The organism is Streptomyces sp. NPDC047085 (genome assembly GCF_040643735.1).
In the GTDB taxonomy this organism is placed as follows: Bacteria; Actinomycetota; Actinomycetes; order Streptomycetales; family Streptomycetaceae; genus Streptomyces.
The window spans coordinates 1,017,067-1,032,071 of the sequence record NZ_JBEYUW010000002.1; the positions used below are offsets into that span (position 1 = coordinate 1,017,067).

The following is a 15,005-nucleotide window of genomic DNA, read 5'->3' on the forward strand; positions in this document are numbered from 1 at the left end:
ACAGGCTCCCTCTCGCTGCGGCAGGCCCAGGGGAAGCAGCGGTTGACCATTCCGTTCTCCGGTTCCTCCGCAGCGGTTCGGGCGTCCCAGTTGCTGTCGGCGGGCGGCAGATACGGCGGCAGTGACTTGGTCGATCGGGGCCTGGGCAGGCGGTTCCCGGGAGCGGTGCTGGAATCCTTCCCGAGCAGCCGACCCGCCGCACGACGGTGCGCCCCGGTGCGAAATACTCTCCCGATGAGTTCACGCACTTCCCCGATCACCCAGCCGATCACGATACGGAGGGCCGTTGCGCGGGATGCCAAACGGCTCACGCGGCTCGTGCGTGGCTCAGGCGCCTACGCGGGTAAGTACGCAGCCGCAGTAGCGGGCTACCGGGTCGGGCCTGATTACATCGAGGCCCACCGCGCCTTTGTGGCCGTCGGCGCCGACGATCATGGAGGCCGGGTCCTCGGGTTCTACTCGCTCGTCCTCGCTCCACCGGAACTCGACCTGCTGTTCGTCGCCGACGAAGCGCAAGGACGGGGTATTGGACGGCTGCTCGTCGCGCACATGCAGTCCGAGGCCCGTGCCGCCGGGCTCGACCGTGTCAAGGTCGTGTCGCATCTTCCCGCCGAGGACTTCTACCACCGCGCAGGTGCAGTGCGGATCGGGACCGCGCTCGCGAACCCGCCCGCCGTGCCGTGGGACCGTCCCGAATTCGAGTTCCGCATCCCTTCGGAATGACGCGCCGTGCCGGTTCGCACGGCACCGGCGGTCCCTCCCGCCGACCCCCTCGCTTCACCTGCCGCACCCTCCCCAAGGCCCCGCCTCTAGGCGCACTCGGCTCCCTGCAGCACGCATCTGCGATGCTCGGAACCCCTGTGCCGGTCCGACCGGTACGCCGATCGGGCCCACTCTGCGTGCAGCGTGTTCCCGCCGCCGTCGCTCAGTGGCCGCCGAGCTGCCCGACGTCGTCGACCCGGGTGGCGCCCAAGGATGCCCGCGAACTCTCCCGCTTGTTCTTCGAGCAGCTTGCAGTGCTGGAGGAGGGCACGCCCGAATGCAGCTACGCCCGTAACACGCTGATCGAGATGAACATGTCCCTGGTCCGCTACGCGGCAGGCCGCTTCCGCAGCCGCGGGCCGGAGGAGATGGAGGACATCGTCCAGGTCGGCATGATCGGCCTGATCAAGGCGATCGACCGGTTCGAGCTCTCCCGCGAGGTGGAGTTCACCTCCTTCGCCATCCCCTACGTCGTCGGGGAGATCAAGCGGTTCTTCCGGGACACCACCTGGGCCGTGCACGTACCCCGGCGACTGCAGGAGGCCCGCGTCCAGCTCGCCCGGGCCACCGAGGAACTGCGTAGCCGGCTGGGTCGCACGCCGACGGCCAAGGAACTGTCGGAGCTGATGAGCCTGCCCGAGAACGAGGTGATGGAGGCCCGCCTGGCTTCCAACGGCTACAACTCCTCCTCCCTGGACGCCACGATCGGCAGCAGCGAGGACGGCGAGAGCGTCCTACAGGACTTCATCGGCGTCGAGGACACCGCGCTGGAGTTGGTGGAGGACTTCCACTCCCTGGCCCCGCTGATCGTCGACCGGGATGAGCGGGACCGGCAGATCATCCACATGCGGTTCGTGGAGGAACTCACCCAGGCCCAGATCGGCGAACGCCTCGGCGTCTCCCAGATGCACGTCTCCCGACTCCTGTCCCGCTGCCTCGCCCGCCTGCGCGAGGGCCTGCTCACTACCGGCTGACAGCCGGCTGTCCGCGCTCCGCTGATGCCCGCCACAGCCGTGGCGGGCATCAGCCGCATCAGGCGCCACGGCCCCGAGGCCAGGGCGGCGAGGCGTCCGGAACGGCCGGGCGACAGGCGGTGACGTCGTCGAGGTGCCGACCAGGCTGGGTCAGCCCACGATCCACTCGGAGACTGCAGCCATGGACTCCAACGGCATCTCAACGCCCTCATCACCGGCCCGAGGACTGCTGTGCCCTAAGAAGGGGACCGCCATTCGAGTGGCACTCTTCCGGGAGTGCCTGCGGTAGAAGGTCAGGCGTACTCCGTAGAGAAAAACTGTCATGGTGGCAGTAGACATTTCGACGTCGCATGGTTAGCGTTACTACGTATCCAGAAGTCGAAGTGGGCACAGCAGACATGAACTGCTGTGCAGGTAGACCAGAAGGACACGGCCCCAGCGGGGCTGTGAGCAGCACCCGCGGTATCCGCGCAATCGAGAGGTAAGGAGCAGAACGCCATCAGGATCGCCCGGGCGAGGAAGCAGTCCGCCCGGGTACCGCAAGGCCCCGGATTGGAAGGTGGTCCCCGGTCACGCATTCGCGATCCCCGCAGCCCCGCCCTCCCAGGCGGTCCCTGCGGAACAAGAAGGCCGGCGCAGTGCGCCGGTAGATGGTGTTGAAAGCTCGGGGCCCGGGTGCCGGTACTGGCACCCGGGCCCCCCGACGCGTCCCCGAAAGAAGAGGTCTATGCCGCCTGCCGGTTCCCGTCCCGTCGCCCCTTTCGACGATGACGACTACCCCGCCTACACCATGGGCCGGGCCGCCGAGATGCTCGGCACCACACCCGCCTTCCTCCGAGCCCTCGGCGAACACCGCCTGATCGCCCCGCTGCGCTCCGAGGGCGGACATCGCCGCTACTCCCGTTACCAGCTGCGCATCGCCGCCCGCGCCCGCGAACTCGTCGACCAGGGCACCGCCATAGAGGCCGCCTGCCGCATCGTCATCCTCGAAGACCAGCTCGCAGAGGCCCAGCGCATCAACGAGCAACTGCGCGCCGAAGGCGGCTAGCCTCAGGCGACGAGATCAGCCTGATCAGAACACCTGAACCCGAGGCAACCGATGTCCCGCTGGCGGCGAGGCGGCCGGGAATCCCCACCGCCGGTCCACAGCCCAGGCGGGCTCAACGCGTCAACCGGATCCTGACGGAGGAGAAAACCGCGAGCGGGCGATGGATGTACTGGGTGAAGACGGGCGCACTAGCTTCTGGCCGCCGCGGAGGCGGCACCGCCGGGGGAGTCCGTCGAGGTAGTTGCGAACGACTTGCGCATTCGGGGCGGAGCGTGTGTCCTTCCTGTTCGTCGACCTCGTGGGCGGATCGACCTGGAGGGCAGCGTCTACGACTCCGTCCTGCGCAGCCGGCGCCAGCACGTGGAACCGGACGGCCTGGGCGGGCGGCGGGTGATCTCGCCGGTGACCAACCGCGGCGACTGCATCGGTCTGCTGGAGGCGACGCTGCAGAACGCCGACGACACCGTGCTCGCCCAGATCGAGGACGCGGCGCACGCACTGGCCTACATCATCGTCACCGACCGCCGCTTCACCGACCTGTATCCGCGCCACCGTCGAGAACACCACGGGGGTGAGCAGTACGACCGTCGCGTCCAGGCTGAACACAGCGGTGGTGACGGCCACGCGCAAGGGAAACAGCGCCCACTCGCGCGAAGTTCGTCTTGAGCACCTCCAGTGTGATCTCTGTGTTCTCGACCTCCCCGGCTCCAGCCGCCGTAACGTCGGCCTCCGTGGGCCAGGTTGTTCGTGGGAAGACGTTGCCTGCCGTCACCCGCACGGCGACAACGCCCCTTGGCGGGACAGCCCGCATGAGGACGTGTGCGGCGCTTAGCCTCCGCCTTTCAGTTGGGTCTGGCTGAGATGGGTTGATGCCGACGGCGATGTCTTCTCGACCGTGTGTGGTTGCGGGGCATGCCGAGGCCTCGCCGCCGTCGGCGAGCATCACCGCCAGGTCGACCGCGATCCCCCTGGATCGTGACCGGTGCCGCGCGGACGCAGCCGTCGCAGAACGTCGCCGAAGGCATGCGTAAGGCCATTGCCCTCGGCGAGATCGGCAAGCAGCCGCGAGCCTGCGTGATGCAGGCTAGTGCCAGCAGGTGGCTTCGTTGTCGTCGTTGCTCCCGTCCCGCGTGGTGCCGATCGACACCTCGTAGGCGATTCCGCCATCCGCCTCGGGCCGAGGCGAGTATGCCTCGACGCGGGTGTCGACGTTGAGCAGCAGGTGCCGGCCCTTCTCGGTCCGGGTCCAGCAGGCCCCCTCCACAGCGACGGGCGCCGCGTCGGGGCTCGGGTTGTGCTCGAACTGCCAGCCGGCCGCCTTCGCCTCCTCGGAGTAGTGCTTCATGACCTCCTCGATGGTGCCGGGATAGGCGTACAGCCGGTCGGCGTGCAGCCAAGGCTGCCCGCTGCTGCCGTCGTCGCAGCCGGTGGTTATGGCCACGTCGCGGTAGTTGGAGGGTGCCGTGGCATGTGCGGGCGCCGCGTCGAGCAGCGGCTGCGCGGCCAGTCGCTTGAGCTCGTCCGTCGTGCCGTCGCAGGTCTCGCCGCCGATGACGGAACATGCGCCGAGGAAGAAGGCGGTCGGCAGCAGGAGTGTGGCCGCGAGTCCGAGGCGGGTGGCCGCGGACGGGGATGCGGGGGACAACGTACTCCTTGACGAATGGGGGGTGAGACCGGGCGCGGTCCCCGAACGGAGGGGAGACCGCGCCCGGCTTGTCGATCGGCCAGATCATCGTGCTGCGACGGCTGTCACCACAAGTAGTGGTGGGAGTAGAGCCAGTTGCCGACGTTGTAGAGGTACTGGATCAGCATGCGGTGGGACGGTCGGTCTGGAGCCGCAGCTGCTGCTTGACCTGGTCGTAGAGGTGCACGGGGCTGTCGCTGTGGGCTTCCATGCCGACGGACTCGATGCACACGCCCGGGCCGCGGCCGCCGGTGCGCTCGCGCAGTTCCGCCCCGACGTCGGTGGCCGTGTAGTCGATGACCTCGCTGCCGATGTGCCGCTTGGTCATCTCCAGGCGTTCGGGGATCCGGTCGATGGGCTCCTGTACGGGACCTTCCAGCGGGAACACACTGGTGACGTTTCGAACACGCACGGCCACACATCCCCACAATGATCTCGCTGAGTGGGCTGTGACGTCCCTGAACGCAGGAGCTCAGCCGACTGTGGTGGTGGCCAGTGCTTCCTCGGCCTGGCGACGCGCCACTCCTTGATTCTCTCCTGCTGCTGCAGGGCTTGTTCGAGCAGCGTGTGGAGCCGGGCCCCCTCGACCCCCAGCCGCAGAGCTTCGAGGTCCAGTACGGTGCCGAGCGGGGAGGGGCGTACCAGGTGGCCGTTGGGCTTCAGTCGTCCCAACTTCTCGCCCGCCCAGCCCGCGCACACCTTGTAGCGGCGCACGGGGATGCCAAGGTCTCGCTCCTGCGCCCCAACCCCGGACTGACGTGGACGCCCATGAACGGTCTCTACAACCTGTGCCAGGTCGTCCCGAGGGAGGGAACGAGGATCAGGACGGGAGCCTCTTCCGGCCCGTCAAAGCGGTGTTGCAGGGTGTTCGACGGTGCCTCACTCACGTCTCAGACCCTCTCACGTCTCACGACGGCCTCCATGACGGGGGCATGACTGTAGGGGCCTGACCAGGTGGAAGACCTCGGAGGCTTCGAGGACTTCCCGCTGTCCGTGACCGCCTCGGTCAGGTGGACCCGGTGCTCGTACGAGCGTGCGACGAGGTCCCGCGGTCCCCGTCCGGTGCCGGGTCGGCCGGTCCGGGCAGCCCGCCGGGACCGGCTGCTGGGACCGTAGGTGGTCCGAGGGCCGACTCGGTGCTCTCGCCGAGGAAGCCGCCCGACTGGTGCTGCCACAGCTTGGCGTAGGCACCGTTCGCCACGAGCAGCTCGTCGTGGCTGCCCTGCTCGACGACGCTTCCGCGGTCGAGGACGACGAGACGGTCCATGCCGGCGACGGTGCTCAGACGGTGGGCGACCACGAGGGCCGTACGTCCGTCCATCAACCGCCACAGGGCGTCCTGGACCAGGAGCTCGCTCTCCGAGTCCAGCGCGCTGGTCGCCTCGTCGAGCAGCAGGATCGGGGCGTCGCGCAGGATGGCCCTGGCGAGGGCGACACGCTGGCGCTGGCCGCCCGAGAGCTTCACACCCCGCTCCCCCACCAGAGTGCCGAAGCCGTCGGGGAGTTGGTCGGCGAACTCCGTGACGTGCGCGGCCGCGGCCGCGGCGTGGATCTCCTCGTCGGTGGCGCTGGGCCGGGCGAAGGCGATGTTGTCCCGCAGGCTGCGGTGGAACATGGCGGGTTCCTGCGGGACGTAGGCGATCAGTGAGCGCAGGTCGGTCTGGCGCAGTCGGCTGATGTCCTGCCCACCGATCAGGATGCGTCCGTCGTCGATGTCCGACATCCGCAGCAGGAGCCGCGTGAGTGTGGTCTTGCCGCCGCCGGACCTGCCGACCAGACCGATACGTGCGCCCGCGGGCACGTCCAGGTCGAGTCCCTGGAAAATCGGCTTCGCGCCCGTGTGAGCGAAGGTCACCGCCTCGAAGCGGATGCCGGTGTCCCGCGGTGCGAGCGGTTCGGGTTCCGTCGGGTCGAGCACGGTGGGCGGATCCAACAGCAGTTCGGTGAACTGCGCGGCCTCGGTCATCGAGCTTTCCAGACGCCGGTAGATCTGGTTGAACTCGAACATGATCTGGGTCGCGTTGGAGTAGTAGGTGAAAGCGACGACGACCTCCTCCACTCCCTGGCCCGAGCCGCCGAAGGCGACGGCGACCAGCAGACCCAGCACGTTGGTCAGCACGGACATGGGGGCGATCAGGGTGTCGACGCGCAGATTGCCGTAGTCCCACGACCTCAGCGTCAGGCGCCGGGAGTCCGCGACACGGCTGCGGTGTTCGTCGGCCTCCCGCTCCTCGGCCGCGAACGCCCGGATGGTCTCCATGTTCATGAGGCTGTCGGCGACGTGGCCGGAAACCCGGGCGATCGCCGCCTCACGGTCGTTGACGAGCCTCTGCCGGCGACGGATGAGAGGGGTCGCGGCCACCACGGTCAGCGCGATCATCACCAGAAGGCCGACGACGAGCATCGGTTCGTAGCTCCACAGCACCACGGCGCCGAACACCAGGGGGACGAGACTGCCCACGATCCGGTACGTCACCGTGTCGACGAAGTCCTCGAAGCGCTTGCCGAAGCTGAGTACCCGTTTGGTCAGGGAGCCGGCGAAGTTGTCGTGGAAGAATGCCGCGTCCTTGGCGAGGAGTTCGTCCATGCCGCTGACGTACAGGTGTTCCATGCCGATGGCGTCCACACGGTTCAGGCAGTGCTGCCCGACCCGCCACACGGCCTCGGCGAGCAGCAGCGTCACGCCGAATCCCAGCACGTACGGCAGCGCCGAACCGAGGGTGAGACCGCCGTCGTCGGCGGCCTGGCCTGCCAGTTTGGCGATCAGCAGGGGGGCGACGTAGCCGATGCCGATGTTGCCCGCGGCCGGCAGCAGCAGCGCGGGCAGGGCCAGCCGTCGTAGTCGCAGCAGCTCCCGGCCGTAGCAGCGCAGCGCCAGAACGACCGCGCTCCTGCCCGGCATCGGCCCTCGCGTATCTGGTGTCCCCATCACACTCCCGTCGGTTCGGAAGTCGGAAGTGTCCCGTCGGGGGAGGTTCCCAGTCCAGGCATTTAACGCGGACCGGCGAGAACCGGACACTGCGGTGTTCGGCGGACGCAGCGGACGTATCCGATGGTGAGCTTGCGGCAGTTGGTGCAGTCATGGTCATGGTTCAGACCCAGCGCACGGCGGGCTCGGAACCGGAGGCACCGGCCGTCCGGCCGTCGAGCGTCCGGCGCCGCGGAGCGTTGTCAGTGGCGGGTGACAGCATCGGATGCATGACGGAGACCACGGCATTCGACTGGCGGTCCTTCCTGCTCAAGTGGAGCGGGGAGTGGGCGGATTCCCTGCCTGCGGACGAGACGCGAAGCGAGGACGACGAGGCCGCGCAACGGGCGCGGTGGCTGGGGTTCCCGCCCGCGTCGGAGGAGCGGATCGGGGCCATGGAGGAGCGCCTCGGCCGACGGATGCCTCCGTCGTACCGGGAGTTCCTCAAGGTCAGCGACGGATGGCGGCACGCGGGCGGGTTCGTGTGGCTGCTGGCGGGAACCGAGGGCGCGCACTGGCACGACAACGAGTCGGGACTCGCGGACATGTTCGAGGAGTTCCTGGACGAGGACGCCGGGCCCGAGGAGCGCCTGGAGGCGGACATCTGGCGGCGCGGGCTGCAGCTCGACGTCGAGTCCGACGTCACCCACGTCCTCATGGACCCCGAGGACGTGGACGAGAACGGCGAGTGGGCCGTGTACACGTGGGCGAGCTGGCGGGCCGCGCCACCCGAGCGGCACCCGAGCTTCCTCGAATTCATGCGGGAGATGCACCGGGAGTTCCACAGCCTGCGGGCGCGCCCGAGCGACGGGGAACCGGTGTTCGTCAACGACACGACACGAAAGCTGGACGCCCAGGTGGCGGAGGCCCGGCTGGAGGCGCTGCGCGGCGGCTGGGAGCGGGCCGTGCAGGCGCTGGACGAGGCCAAGGAGTACGGCAGACCGCGGGCCGCCGGGCTGGGCGACCAGATACGCCGCCTGCTCGGACAGACCTACATGGTGTACTTCGACGGCTTGGTGACGGACCCGCGGTACGCACCCGACCTGCTGCCGCCACTGGTCGCCGAGCACGCGGAGCACTCGTACCGGGACGACTCCACGCTGACGTTCCATCTGCGGGGCGCCGACGACGACCTGGTGGCACTGGCCTACGCGACGCTGGGTCAGGTGCGGAACGGCACGTACCGGTACACGGCGGCCGGACCGTTCGGGGAAGCGGTCGAGCGGGCGCGGGAGCTGGCACGGTGGGGAGACACCGACGAGGCATGGCGGACGCTGAGGAACGCCGTGCCCCTGTGGGAGCCGCTGGGACCGGACCACCTGGCGCCGCTGGGATGGGTGGCCGACCCCGTGCTCGGGCCGCTGCTGACCCCGGAGCGGGGCCGGGAGCTGCTGTCCACGCCGCGGGGCGGTCAGGCGGGTGAGGCACCGGAGCCGGCCGCCGAACTCGATCCGGGCGACCTGGCGTGGCTCGCGGAGCCGGACCCGGGCAACAACCGCACGTCCTACCGGTTCGTCCTGGTGGAGGGGGTGGAGCCGGAAGAACTGCCCGGACGCCTCGCGGACGGGGACGGCGGGGACGGCACCGTGCTGAACGAATCCATGACCCTCCGGGACGCGCGCCGCAGATCGTCGCACAGCCAGGGGGAGTTCTCGTCCTACGACGACAGGGCTCTCATGGCCGTCGGCCGGGCCGGCACCGGCTGGAGCTTCGCCTTCGACGGCGACCCTGCCCCGTTCCACCAGCAGCGGTTCGTCTCCCCGGCCGCGGCCGCCAGCGCGGGCACCCGCGCGGTGGTGGTGTGGAGCGGCCTGAGGACATGGCACGGGGAACCGTTCTTCCACCTTTCGGTGGCGCGGGACGGTGCCGAGCAGTACTCATTCACGTACGCGGACGGTGAGGTCCGGCAGAGCGGGGAGATACCACGGGCACTGGACCCGAGCCTGTTCTTCGGTGACCTGGCGGACGGCGCCGAGGCGGAACGGTCGCTGCTGGAAGCGGTGGCCGGGGAGTTCGGTGCGTCTCTGCCGCGTCATGCCCTCGTGAACGGGCGGCTGCACACGTTCACCACCCGCTCCTGGACGCGGCCGCCCCGGAACGGAGAGGCCTACATGGTGATTCGCATGCACCAGGGAGCCCCACGCCCGGCGGACGGCGAGCGGACGGGAGACGACGGGCCGGGGAGCAGCTAGAGACCGGCGGGGCCGCGCACACGCTCGATGCGGTGAGACTGGGCCGGCCGGTCGCTCCAGGACGGTCTGTACTGGGGGGCAGGGGTCTTCGTCTCACTCATCGCGCCACGCCGACCGCCGGGCGCGGTTCACAGGTCGTCCGGGGTGTCCAGGCCGGTGAGGGCGCCGACCGGGTCGAGGTCGGGGGTGCCGCGGGGCCACCAGTCGGAGCGGCCGGGCTCGGACTCGTAGGCGTACCACAATCCGTCGCGGCCCAGGCGGAGTTGGACGTGGCCACGGGGGTGGGTGAGGTGGTTGCGCCAGGGGCGGAAGGCGGGCAGGTCGGCGGCGAGCAGCAGCGGGCGGGCGCGGTCGAAGCGGCCCGCCGGGGGGTCCCAGGGTTCCTCCAGGACGGTCAGCCCGGCGAGGCCGCCCTGCCGCCAGGCGGCGACCGCGCGTGCCAGATCGGCCGGGCCACGGCCGGTGGCCGCGGCGAGCGTGGCGTACAGGGCGCGGGTCGCGGCGGTCAGCCCGGAGCCGGGGCGGGCGGCGGCGAGGCGCACCGCGTCCTGCCACAGGGTCAGCTCGCCGACCGGGTCACGGCCGGTGGTGAGCAGGGCGTGCGCGCGGGCGGCGGCGTCGGTGGCGAGCTGGTCCAGCGCGAAGGGGTCCGGGCCGCCGGGAGCGGCCGGGTACACCGGGGGCTGCTCGGGGTGGGCCGGCATGGGCAACGGTGGGGGCAGCTGCGGGAGTCGGCGGTCGGCGGCCAGGGCTTCCGCGGCCCGTACGCCCGGCAGGGCCCCCGGCTGCCGCTCCTGAGCGGCACGGGCCGCACGGGCGGCGCTGCGCCGGGACAGCGCGTCGAGCAACTGCCGCTCGCCCCGGCCGCGCAGCAGGAGCAGCACGAAGGGGTCGGCGTCCAGCAGCCGTGCCGTCTGGTAGCAGAGGGCGGCCGCGTGCTTGCAGGGGTGGCCGGAGTCGGGGCAGCTGCAGCGCGGGGCGAGGTCGCCGGGGCCGGGCAGGAGGGGCACGCCGCAGTCGGCGAGGGACTGCGGCAACTCCTTGTCCAGCAACGCCGCGATGTGCCCCGGCCGGTCGGCGGCCGCGTCCAGGAACCGCTCCCAGTCCGCGTCCTCCAGCGTCCGCAGCCGCACCTGCACCCGGTACGGCCGCGGCCGGCTCCCGCGCACGTACGCCAGCACGAGCCCCGGGGTCACCGTGATCGCGTCCACGTTCCCCTGCTCCGCGTAACCACGCCCCCGGCCCAGCCGCTTGACGTCCAGCGCCCCCTGCTCCAGCGCGTCGACCCAGGCGTTGCCCCACCAGGTCTCGGCGAACGACAAGTCCTCCGTGGACGCCGCCCTGGGCGCGAACGCCGGGAAGGTGCGGCGCAGTTCGGTGTCGCGGTGGGGGGTGGCCATGGTGGCGGGCAGGGGTGGGGGTGGAGGCGTGGGGGCCGAGGGGGCGTGGCTGACTTCCCGCTCGGGGGCTGGGGGGTGGAGGTCGGTGCGGTCGGTGGCGTCGTCGGCGGAGTGGGTGTCGCCCGGCGCCTCGGGGGTGTCGGTCCAGGACGGCATGCGGAAGGCGGTCGCGAGGAACTGCCGCATGTCGTGGGCGGCTTGGGAGCGTGCGGTCGAGGGCTCCTCGCGGGAGGCGGCGGAGGCGGGACGCGGCGGAGTGCGGCGGGGTCGCCGGTCACCCGGCTTCGTCGCCTCGGCGTCGCGGAGCGCCTGCCGGCGGGCGGCGCGCAGCGCCTCACGGGCCACGTCCGCCGGTCGCCCGCCGGCGGGGGCGGCTTCGCCGGATGGCGCGTCGGGGCGGCGGGAGTGGCCAGGGGCGGCGGTCGGCGAGTGGGCCGCATCAGCGGGGGTGCTGTCGGCCGTGGATGCGTGTCGCTCGCTGTGCGGTGGGCCGTCGGCAGGATCGCCGGCCGGCGACGCGCCCGCTCGACCGGGCGCGGCACTGCCGCGGCCGGAACCGAGGCCGAGGACGCGTTCACCCTCGCGGCCAGCCACGGCACGGGCAGTCTTCGACGCGTCCGCGTCCTCGCGGCGACCGTGCGCCACCCCGCTGCCGACGCCCTCCGATGTCGACGCATCGGCATCCCTCGACCCATCGATGTCCTTCGACGCATCGACGGCCTTCGGAGCATCTACATCCATGGCATCCCGCCGCGCCGACCGAGCGGCCACGGCGGCGCGCAGCGCCTCCCGCGCCACCTCGCCGGGCCCGGGCTCGGGACCGGGCTCGGGGTCGGCCGAGGCCGGGCGGTGCGCTGCTTCCTCGGTGCTGCCCGCCGCGTCCGCATGCTCGCGGGACACCGCAGGGGTGTCCGCGGTCGCTTCCGCGGCGGATGCCGCACGCTCCCGTGCCGCCCGCAGGGCGCGGCGGGCGGCGTCGCCGGGGCGCTGGTCGCCGGTCGTCACGAGGTCCTCCGCAGGGAGACCAGGTCGGACAGCTCGCGGTCCGTCAGTTCGGTGAGGGCGGACTCGCCGGAGCCGAGGATGGCGTCGGCCAGGGCGCGCTTGGATTCCAGCATCTCGGCGATGCGGTCCTCCACGGTGCCCTCGGTGACCAGGCGGTGGACCTGGACGGGCTGGGTCTGGCCGATGCGGTAGGCGCGGTCGGTGGCCTGTTCCTCGACCGCCGGGTTCCACCAGCGGTCGAAGTGGACGACGTGTCCCGCGCGGGTGAGGTTGAGGCCGGTGCCGGCGGCCTTCAGGGACAGCACCAGGACCGGGGTCTCGCCGTTCTGGAAGCGGTCGACCATGCGTTCGCGCTCCGGTACGGGTGTGCCGCCGTGCAGAAGGTCGACGGGGATCGCGCGGGCGGACAGGTGGGCGGTGATGAGGCGGGCCATGCCGACGTACTGGGTGAAGACGAGCACCGAGCCGTCCTCGGCGAGCACGGTGTCCAACAGCTCGTCCAGGAGGGCGAGTTTGCCGGAGCGGGCGGACAGGCGGTCCGGGGAACCGTTCTCCTTCAGGTACAGCGCCGGGTGGTCGCAGATCTGCTTGAGGGCGCCGAGCAGCTTCAGGACGAGGCCCCGGCGGCCGATGCCCTCGGCGGTCTCGATGGCCAGCATCGACTCGCGCACCACCGCCTCGTACAGCGCGACCTGTTCCCGTGTGAGCGGGACCGGGTGGTCCGTCTCGGTCTTGGGCGGCAGTTCGGGGACGATGCCGGGGTCGGACTTCTTGCGGCGCAGGAGGAAGGGGCGGACGAGGCGGGCCAGGCGCTCGACGGCCTCCTGGTCCTCGCCGTTCTCCACCGCGCGGGCGTGCCGGGCGCGGAAGGACTTCAGGGGGCCGAGGAGTCCGGGGGTGGTCCAGTCGAGCAGGGCCCACAGTTCGGAGAGGTTGTTCTCCACCGGGGTGCCGGTGAGGGCCACGCGCGCGGGGGCTGGGATGGTGCGCAGTGCCTTGGCGGTCGCGGAGTACGGGTTCTTCACGTGCTGCGCCTCGTCGGCGACGACCATGCCCCAGGGCTGCTCGGCGAGGTGCGCGGCCGTGGAGCGCATCGTGCCGTAGGTGGTGAGGACGAAGCCGCCGGACAGGTTCTCCAGGGTGCGGTCGGGGCCGTGGAAGCGGCGGACGGGGACGCCGGGGGCGAACCGGGTGATCTCCCGCTGCCAGTTGCCCAGCAGGGAGGCGGGGCAGACCACGAGGGTCGGCTCGGTGCGAGCCCGCTTCAGGTGCAGGGCGATGAGGGTGATCGTCTTGCCGAGGCCCATGTCGTCGGCGAGGCAGCCGCCGAGACCGAGGGAGGTCATGAGGTCGAGCCAGGCCAGGCCGCGGAGTTGGTAGTCGCGGAGGGTGGCGGCGAGCGCGGCGGGCGGTTCGGCGGGGAGCAGGCCCGCCGTGAGGCGGTCGCGCAGGGTGGCGAGCGCGCCGACGGGGACGGTCTCGACGCTCTCGCCGTCGACCTCGGCGGTGCCGGTGAGCGCGACGGACAGCGCGTCGACCGGGTCGAGCAGGCCCAGTTCGCGTTTGCGGGCCTTGCGGACCAGGGCCGGGTCGACCAGCACCCAGCGGTCCCGGAGCCGTACGACAGGACGGTGGGCCTCGGCGAGCGCGTCCATCTCGGCCTCGCTGAGGGGATCCCCGCCGAGCGCCAGCTGCCAGCGGAACTGGAGCAGTTCTTCGCTCTCGAAGAAGCCGGTTCCGTCGGTGGCCGAGCCGGGCGCGGGCCGGACCACCGCGGCGGCGGTGAGGTCGCGGGCGAGGTCCCGGGGCCAGTGCACGGCGACGCCCGCGGCGGCGAGCCGGGAGGCGGCCAGACCGAGCAGGTCGCCCAGTTCCTCCTCGGACAGGGCGAGGACGTCGGGGATCTCCTGTTCGGCGAGCCGGTCCAGGGGCTGCCACACGCGGGCCGCGCGCCGGACGGCGAGGGCGGCGTCCACGCGCGCGCGGGGGCCGAAGGACGTGTCGGCCTCGCCCGCCCACAGGGCCGCCGCGTCGGTCACCAGGGTGGGGTCGGCGAGGCTGTGCACCTGCACGATCGCGGCACCGGCGGCACGCGCGCCCTCGACGGCACCGGCGTCGAAGACGTCGTAGGAGGACAGGTCCAGGCGCAGCGAGATCCGCACGCCCGCGTCCATGCCGGCGGCGACCTCGGCGGCCCAGTCGTGGGCGCCGGGCAGTGCCTGGGGTTCGCGGGCGGCGAAGGGCCGGCCGGCGGTGTGGGGGGCGGCGGGGGTGCGGGGCAGGGTGTCGGCGACCGCGTCCAGGAAGGAGCGGATCAGCGCCTCCGGCTCGGGCAGCCGCAGCGGGCCCGGGTCCGGCAGGGGCACGGCGTGGCCCTCCGGGGGCAGGGCGGCGGCCACGGCGCGCAGGTGGGCGATGTCGTCGGGTTCCAGCGGGCCGGCCCGCCAGGCGTCGTGGCCGCTCGGGGTCAGGCCGGGAAGCAGCCGGCCGTGGGCGACCAGCCGCAGCGCGTGCAGCGCGGCCGCGCCCCAGCAGGCCGTGGCCGGGTGGGCGGCCGGGTCGCGCCGCGCCTGGACCAGCAGGGGCAGGGCTTCGGCGAGCGGCAGGGTGAGCGCGGGCACCTGCCGGCGGCGCACACTCGCGCCGTGGCGTCGTACGACGGTCAGCTCGTCCGTGTCGCCGTCGGCGGGCAGGGGGCCGCCGTCGGGGTCCCAGAAGGCGATGCGGCCCTCGCGCGGCTCGGGCGCGGGCAGGTAGACGGAGGCGAGGCGGACCGGAATCGCGTCCCCGGTCCGCCGGGAACCTTCCGCGTGCTCCGCCACCGCGAGCGTGCCGCCGCTCATACGTCCTGCCACCTCCCGCCCGTGCTTCGGATCAGACGTCTTCGACTGTACGGGCGGGGTCTGACAATCGGCTCCGGCGGCCGGCCGGCCTCGGGTTCACAGCCGGTTCGGGACCGGGTTCACGGCCCG

At 71.8% G+C, this 15,005-nt stretch carries 8 protein-coding genes and 4 pseudogenes; 5 read left to right on the plus strand and 7 right to left on the minus strand.

The features are described from left to right. The first annotated feature begins 234 nt into the window (after nucleotides 1-234). From ABZ865_RS10215 to ABZ865_RS10230, 4 genes and pseudogenes are all read left to right on the plus strand, one after another. Nucleotides 235-723, plus strand: coding sequence for a GNAT family N-acetyltransferase (locus tag ABZ865_RS10215; protein ID WP_361226738.1), 489 nt, complete (start codon nucleotides 235-237; stop codon nucleotides 721-723). A 205-nt stretch (nucleotides 724-928) separates the two neighbouring features. Beyond that, a pseudogene (locus ABZ865_RS10220) lies at nucleotides 929-1,736 on the plus strand (RNA polymerase sigma factor SigF). A gap of 727 nt (nucleotides 1,737-2,463) precedes the next feature. Further along, nucleotides 2,464-2,784, plus strand: a complete 321-nt coding sequence (locus tag ABZ865_RS10225) for a MerR family transcriptional regulator (protein WP_361226741.1) — start codon at nucleotides 2,464-2,466, stop codon at nucleotides 2,782-2,784. A 195-nt stretch (nucleotides 2,785-2,979) separates the two neighbouring features. Then, nucleotides 2,980-3,327 (plus strand): annotated as a pseudogene (locus ABZ865_RS10230) (serine/threonine-protein phosphatase); the annotation flags it as partial. Nucleotides 3,328-3,697: 370 nt separating this feature from the next. Here the strand turns inward: ABZ865_RS10230 and ABZ865_RS10235 are convergent. The 5 genes and pseudogenes from ABZ865_RS10235 to ABZ865_RS10255 form a co-directional block, all read right to left on the minus strand. Beyond that, nucleotides 3,698-3,861 (minus strand): annotated as a pseudogene (locus ABZ865_RS10235) (IS1380 family transposase); the annotation flags it as partial. A gap of 7 nt (nucleotides 3,862-3,868) precedes the next feature. After that, nucleotides 3,869-4,429, minus strand: a complete 561-nt coding sequence (locus tag ABZ865_RS10240) for a hypothetical protein (RefSeq protein WP_361226744.1) — start codon at nucleotides 4,427-4,429, stop codon at nucleotides 3,869-3,871. A gap of 160 nt (nucleotides 4,430-4,589) precedes the next feature. Further along, entirely contained in the window at nucleotides 4,590-4,880 is a 291-nt protein-coding gene (locus ABZ865_RS10245; protein WP_361226747.1) for a hypothetical protein, read from the minus strand. A gap of 60 nt (nucleotides 4,881-4,940) precedes the next feature. Continuing rightward, nucleotides 4,941-5,200 (minus strand): annotated as a pseudogene (locus ABZ865_RS10250) (hypothetical protein); the annotation flags it as partial. Nucleotides 5,201-5,474: 274 nt separating this feature from the next. After that, nucleotides 5,475-7,397 carry an ABC transporter ATP-binding protein gene (locus tag ABZ865_RS10255; RefSeq protein WP_361226750.1) on the minus strand — a complete coding sequence of 641 codons (1,923 nt, stop codon included), beginning with the start codon at nucleotides 7,395-7,397 and terminating at the stop codon, nucleotides 5,475-5,477. Nucleotides 7,398-7,666: 269 nt separating this feature from the next. Between ABZ865_RS10255 and ABZ865_RS10260 the strand changes: the two genes are divergently transcribed. Continuing rightward, a complete protein-coding gene (locus ABZ865_RS10260; protein WP_361226753.1) occupies nucleotides 7,667-9,628 on the plus strand; it encodes an SMI1/KNR4 family protein in 1,962 nt (653 codons plus the stop codon). Nucleotides 9,629-9,756: 128 nt separating this feature from the next. On the opposite strand, the gene ABZ865_RS10265 is transcribed toward ABZ865_RS10260, so the two are convergent. Beyond that, nucleotides 9,757-12,033: an SWIM zinc finger family protein gene (locus ABZ865_RS10265; protein ID WP_361226756.1), complete on the minus strand. Its 2,277-nt coding sequence runs from the start codon at nucleotides 12,031-12,033 to the stop codon at nucleotides 9,757-9,759. Further along, nucleotides 12,030-14,876 (minus strand): DEAD/DEAH box helicase, encoded by a 2,847-nt coding sequence (locus tag ABZ865_RS10270; protein ID WP_361226759.1) that lies wholly within the window; start codon nucleotides 14,874-14,876, stop codon nucleotides 12,030-12,032. Before ABZ865_RS10270 ends, ABZ865_RS10265 begins: the two co-directional genes overlap by 4 nt. Between the last annotated feature and the right edge of the window lie 129 nt (nucleotides 14,877-15,005).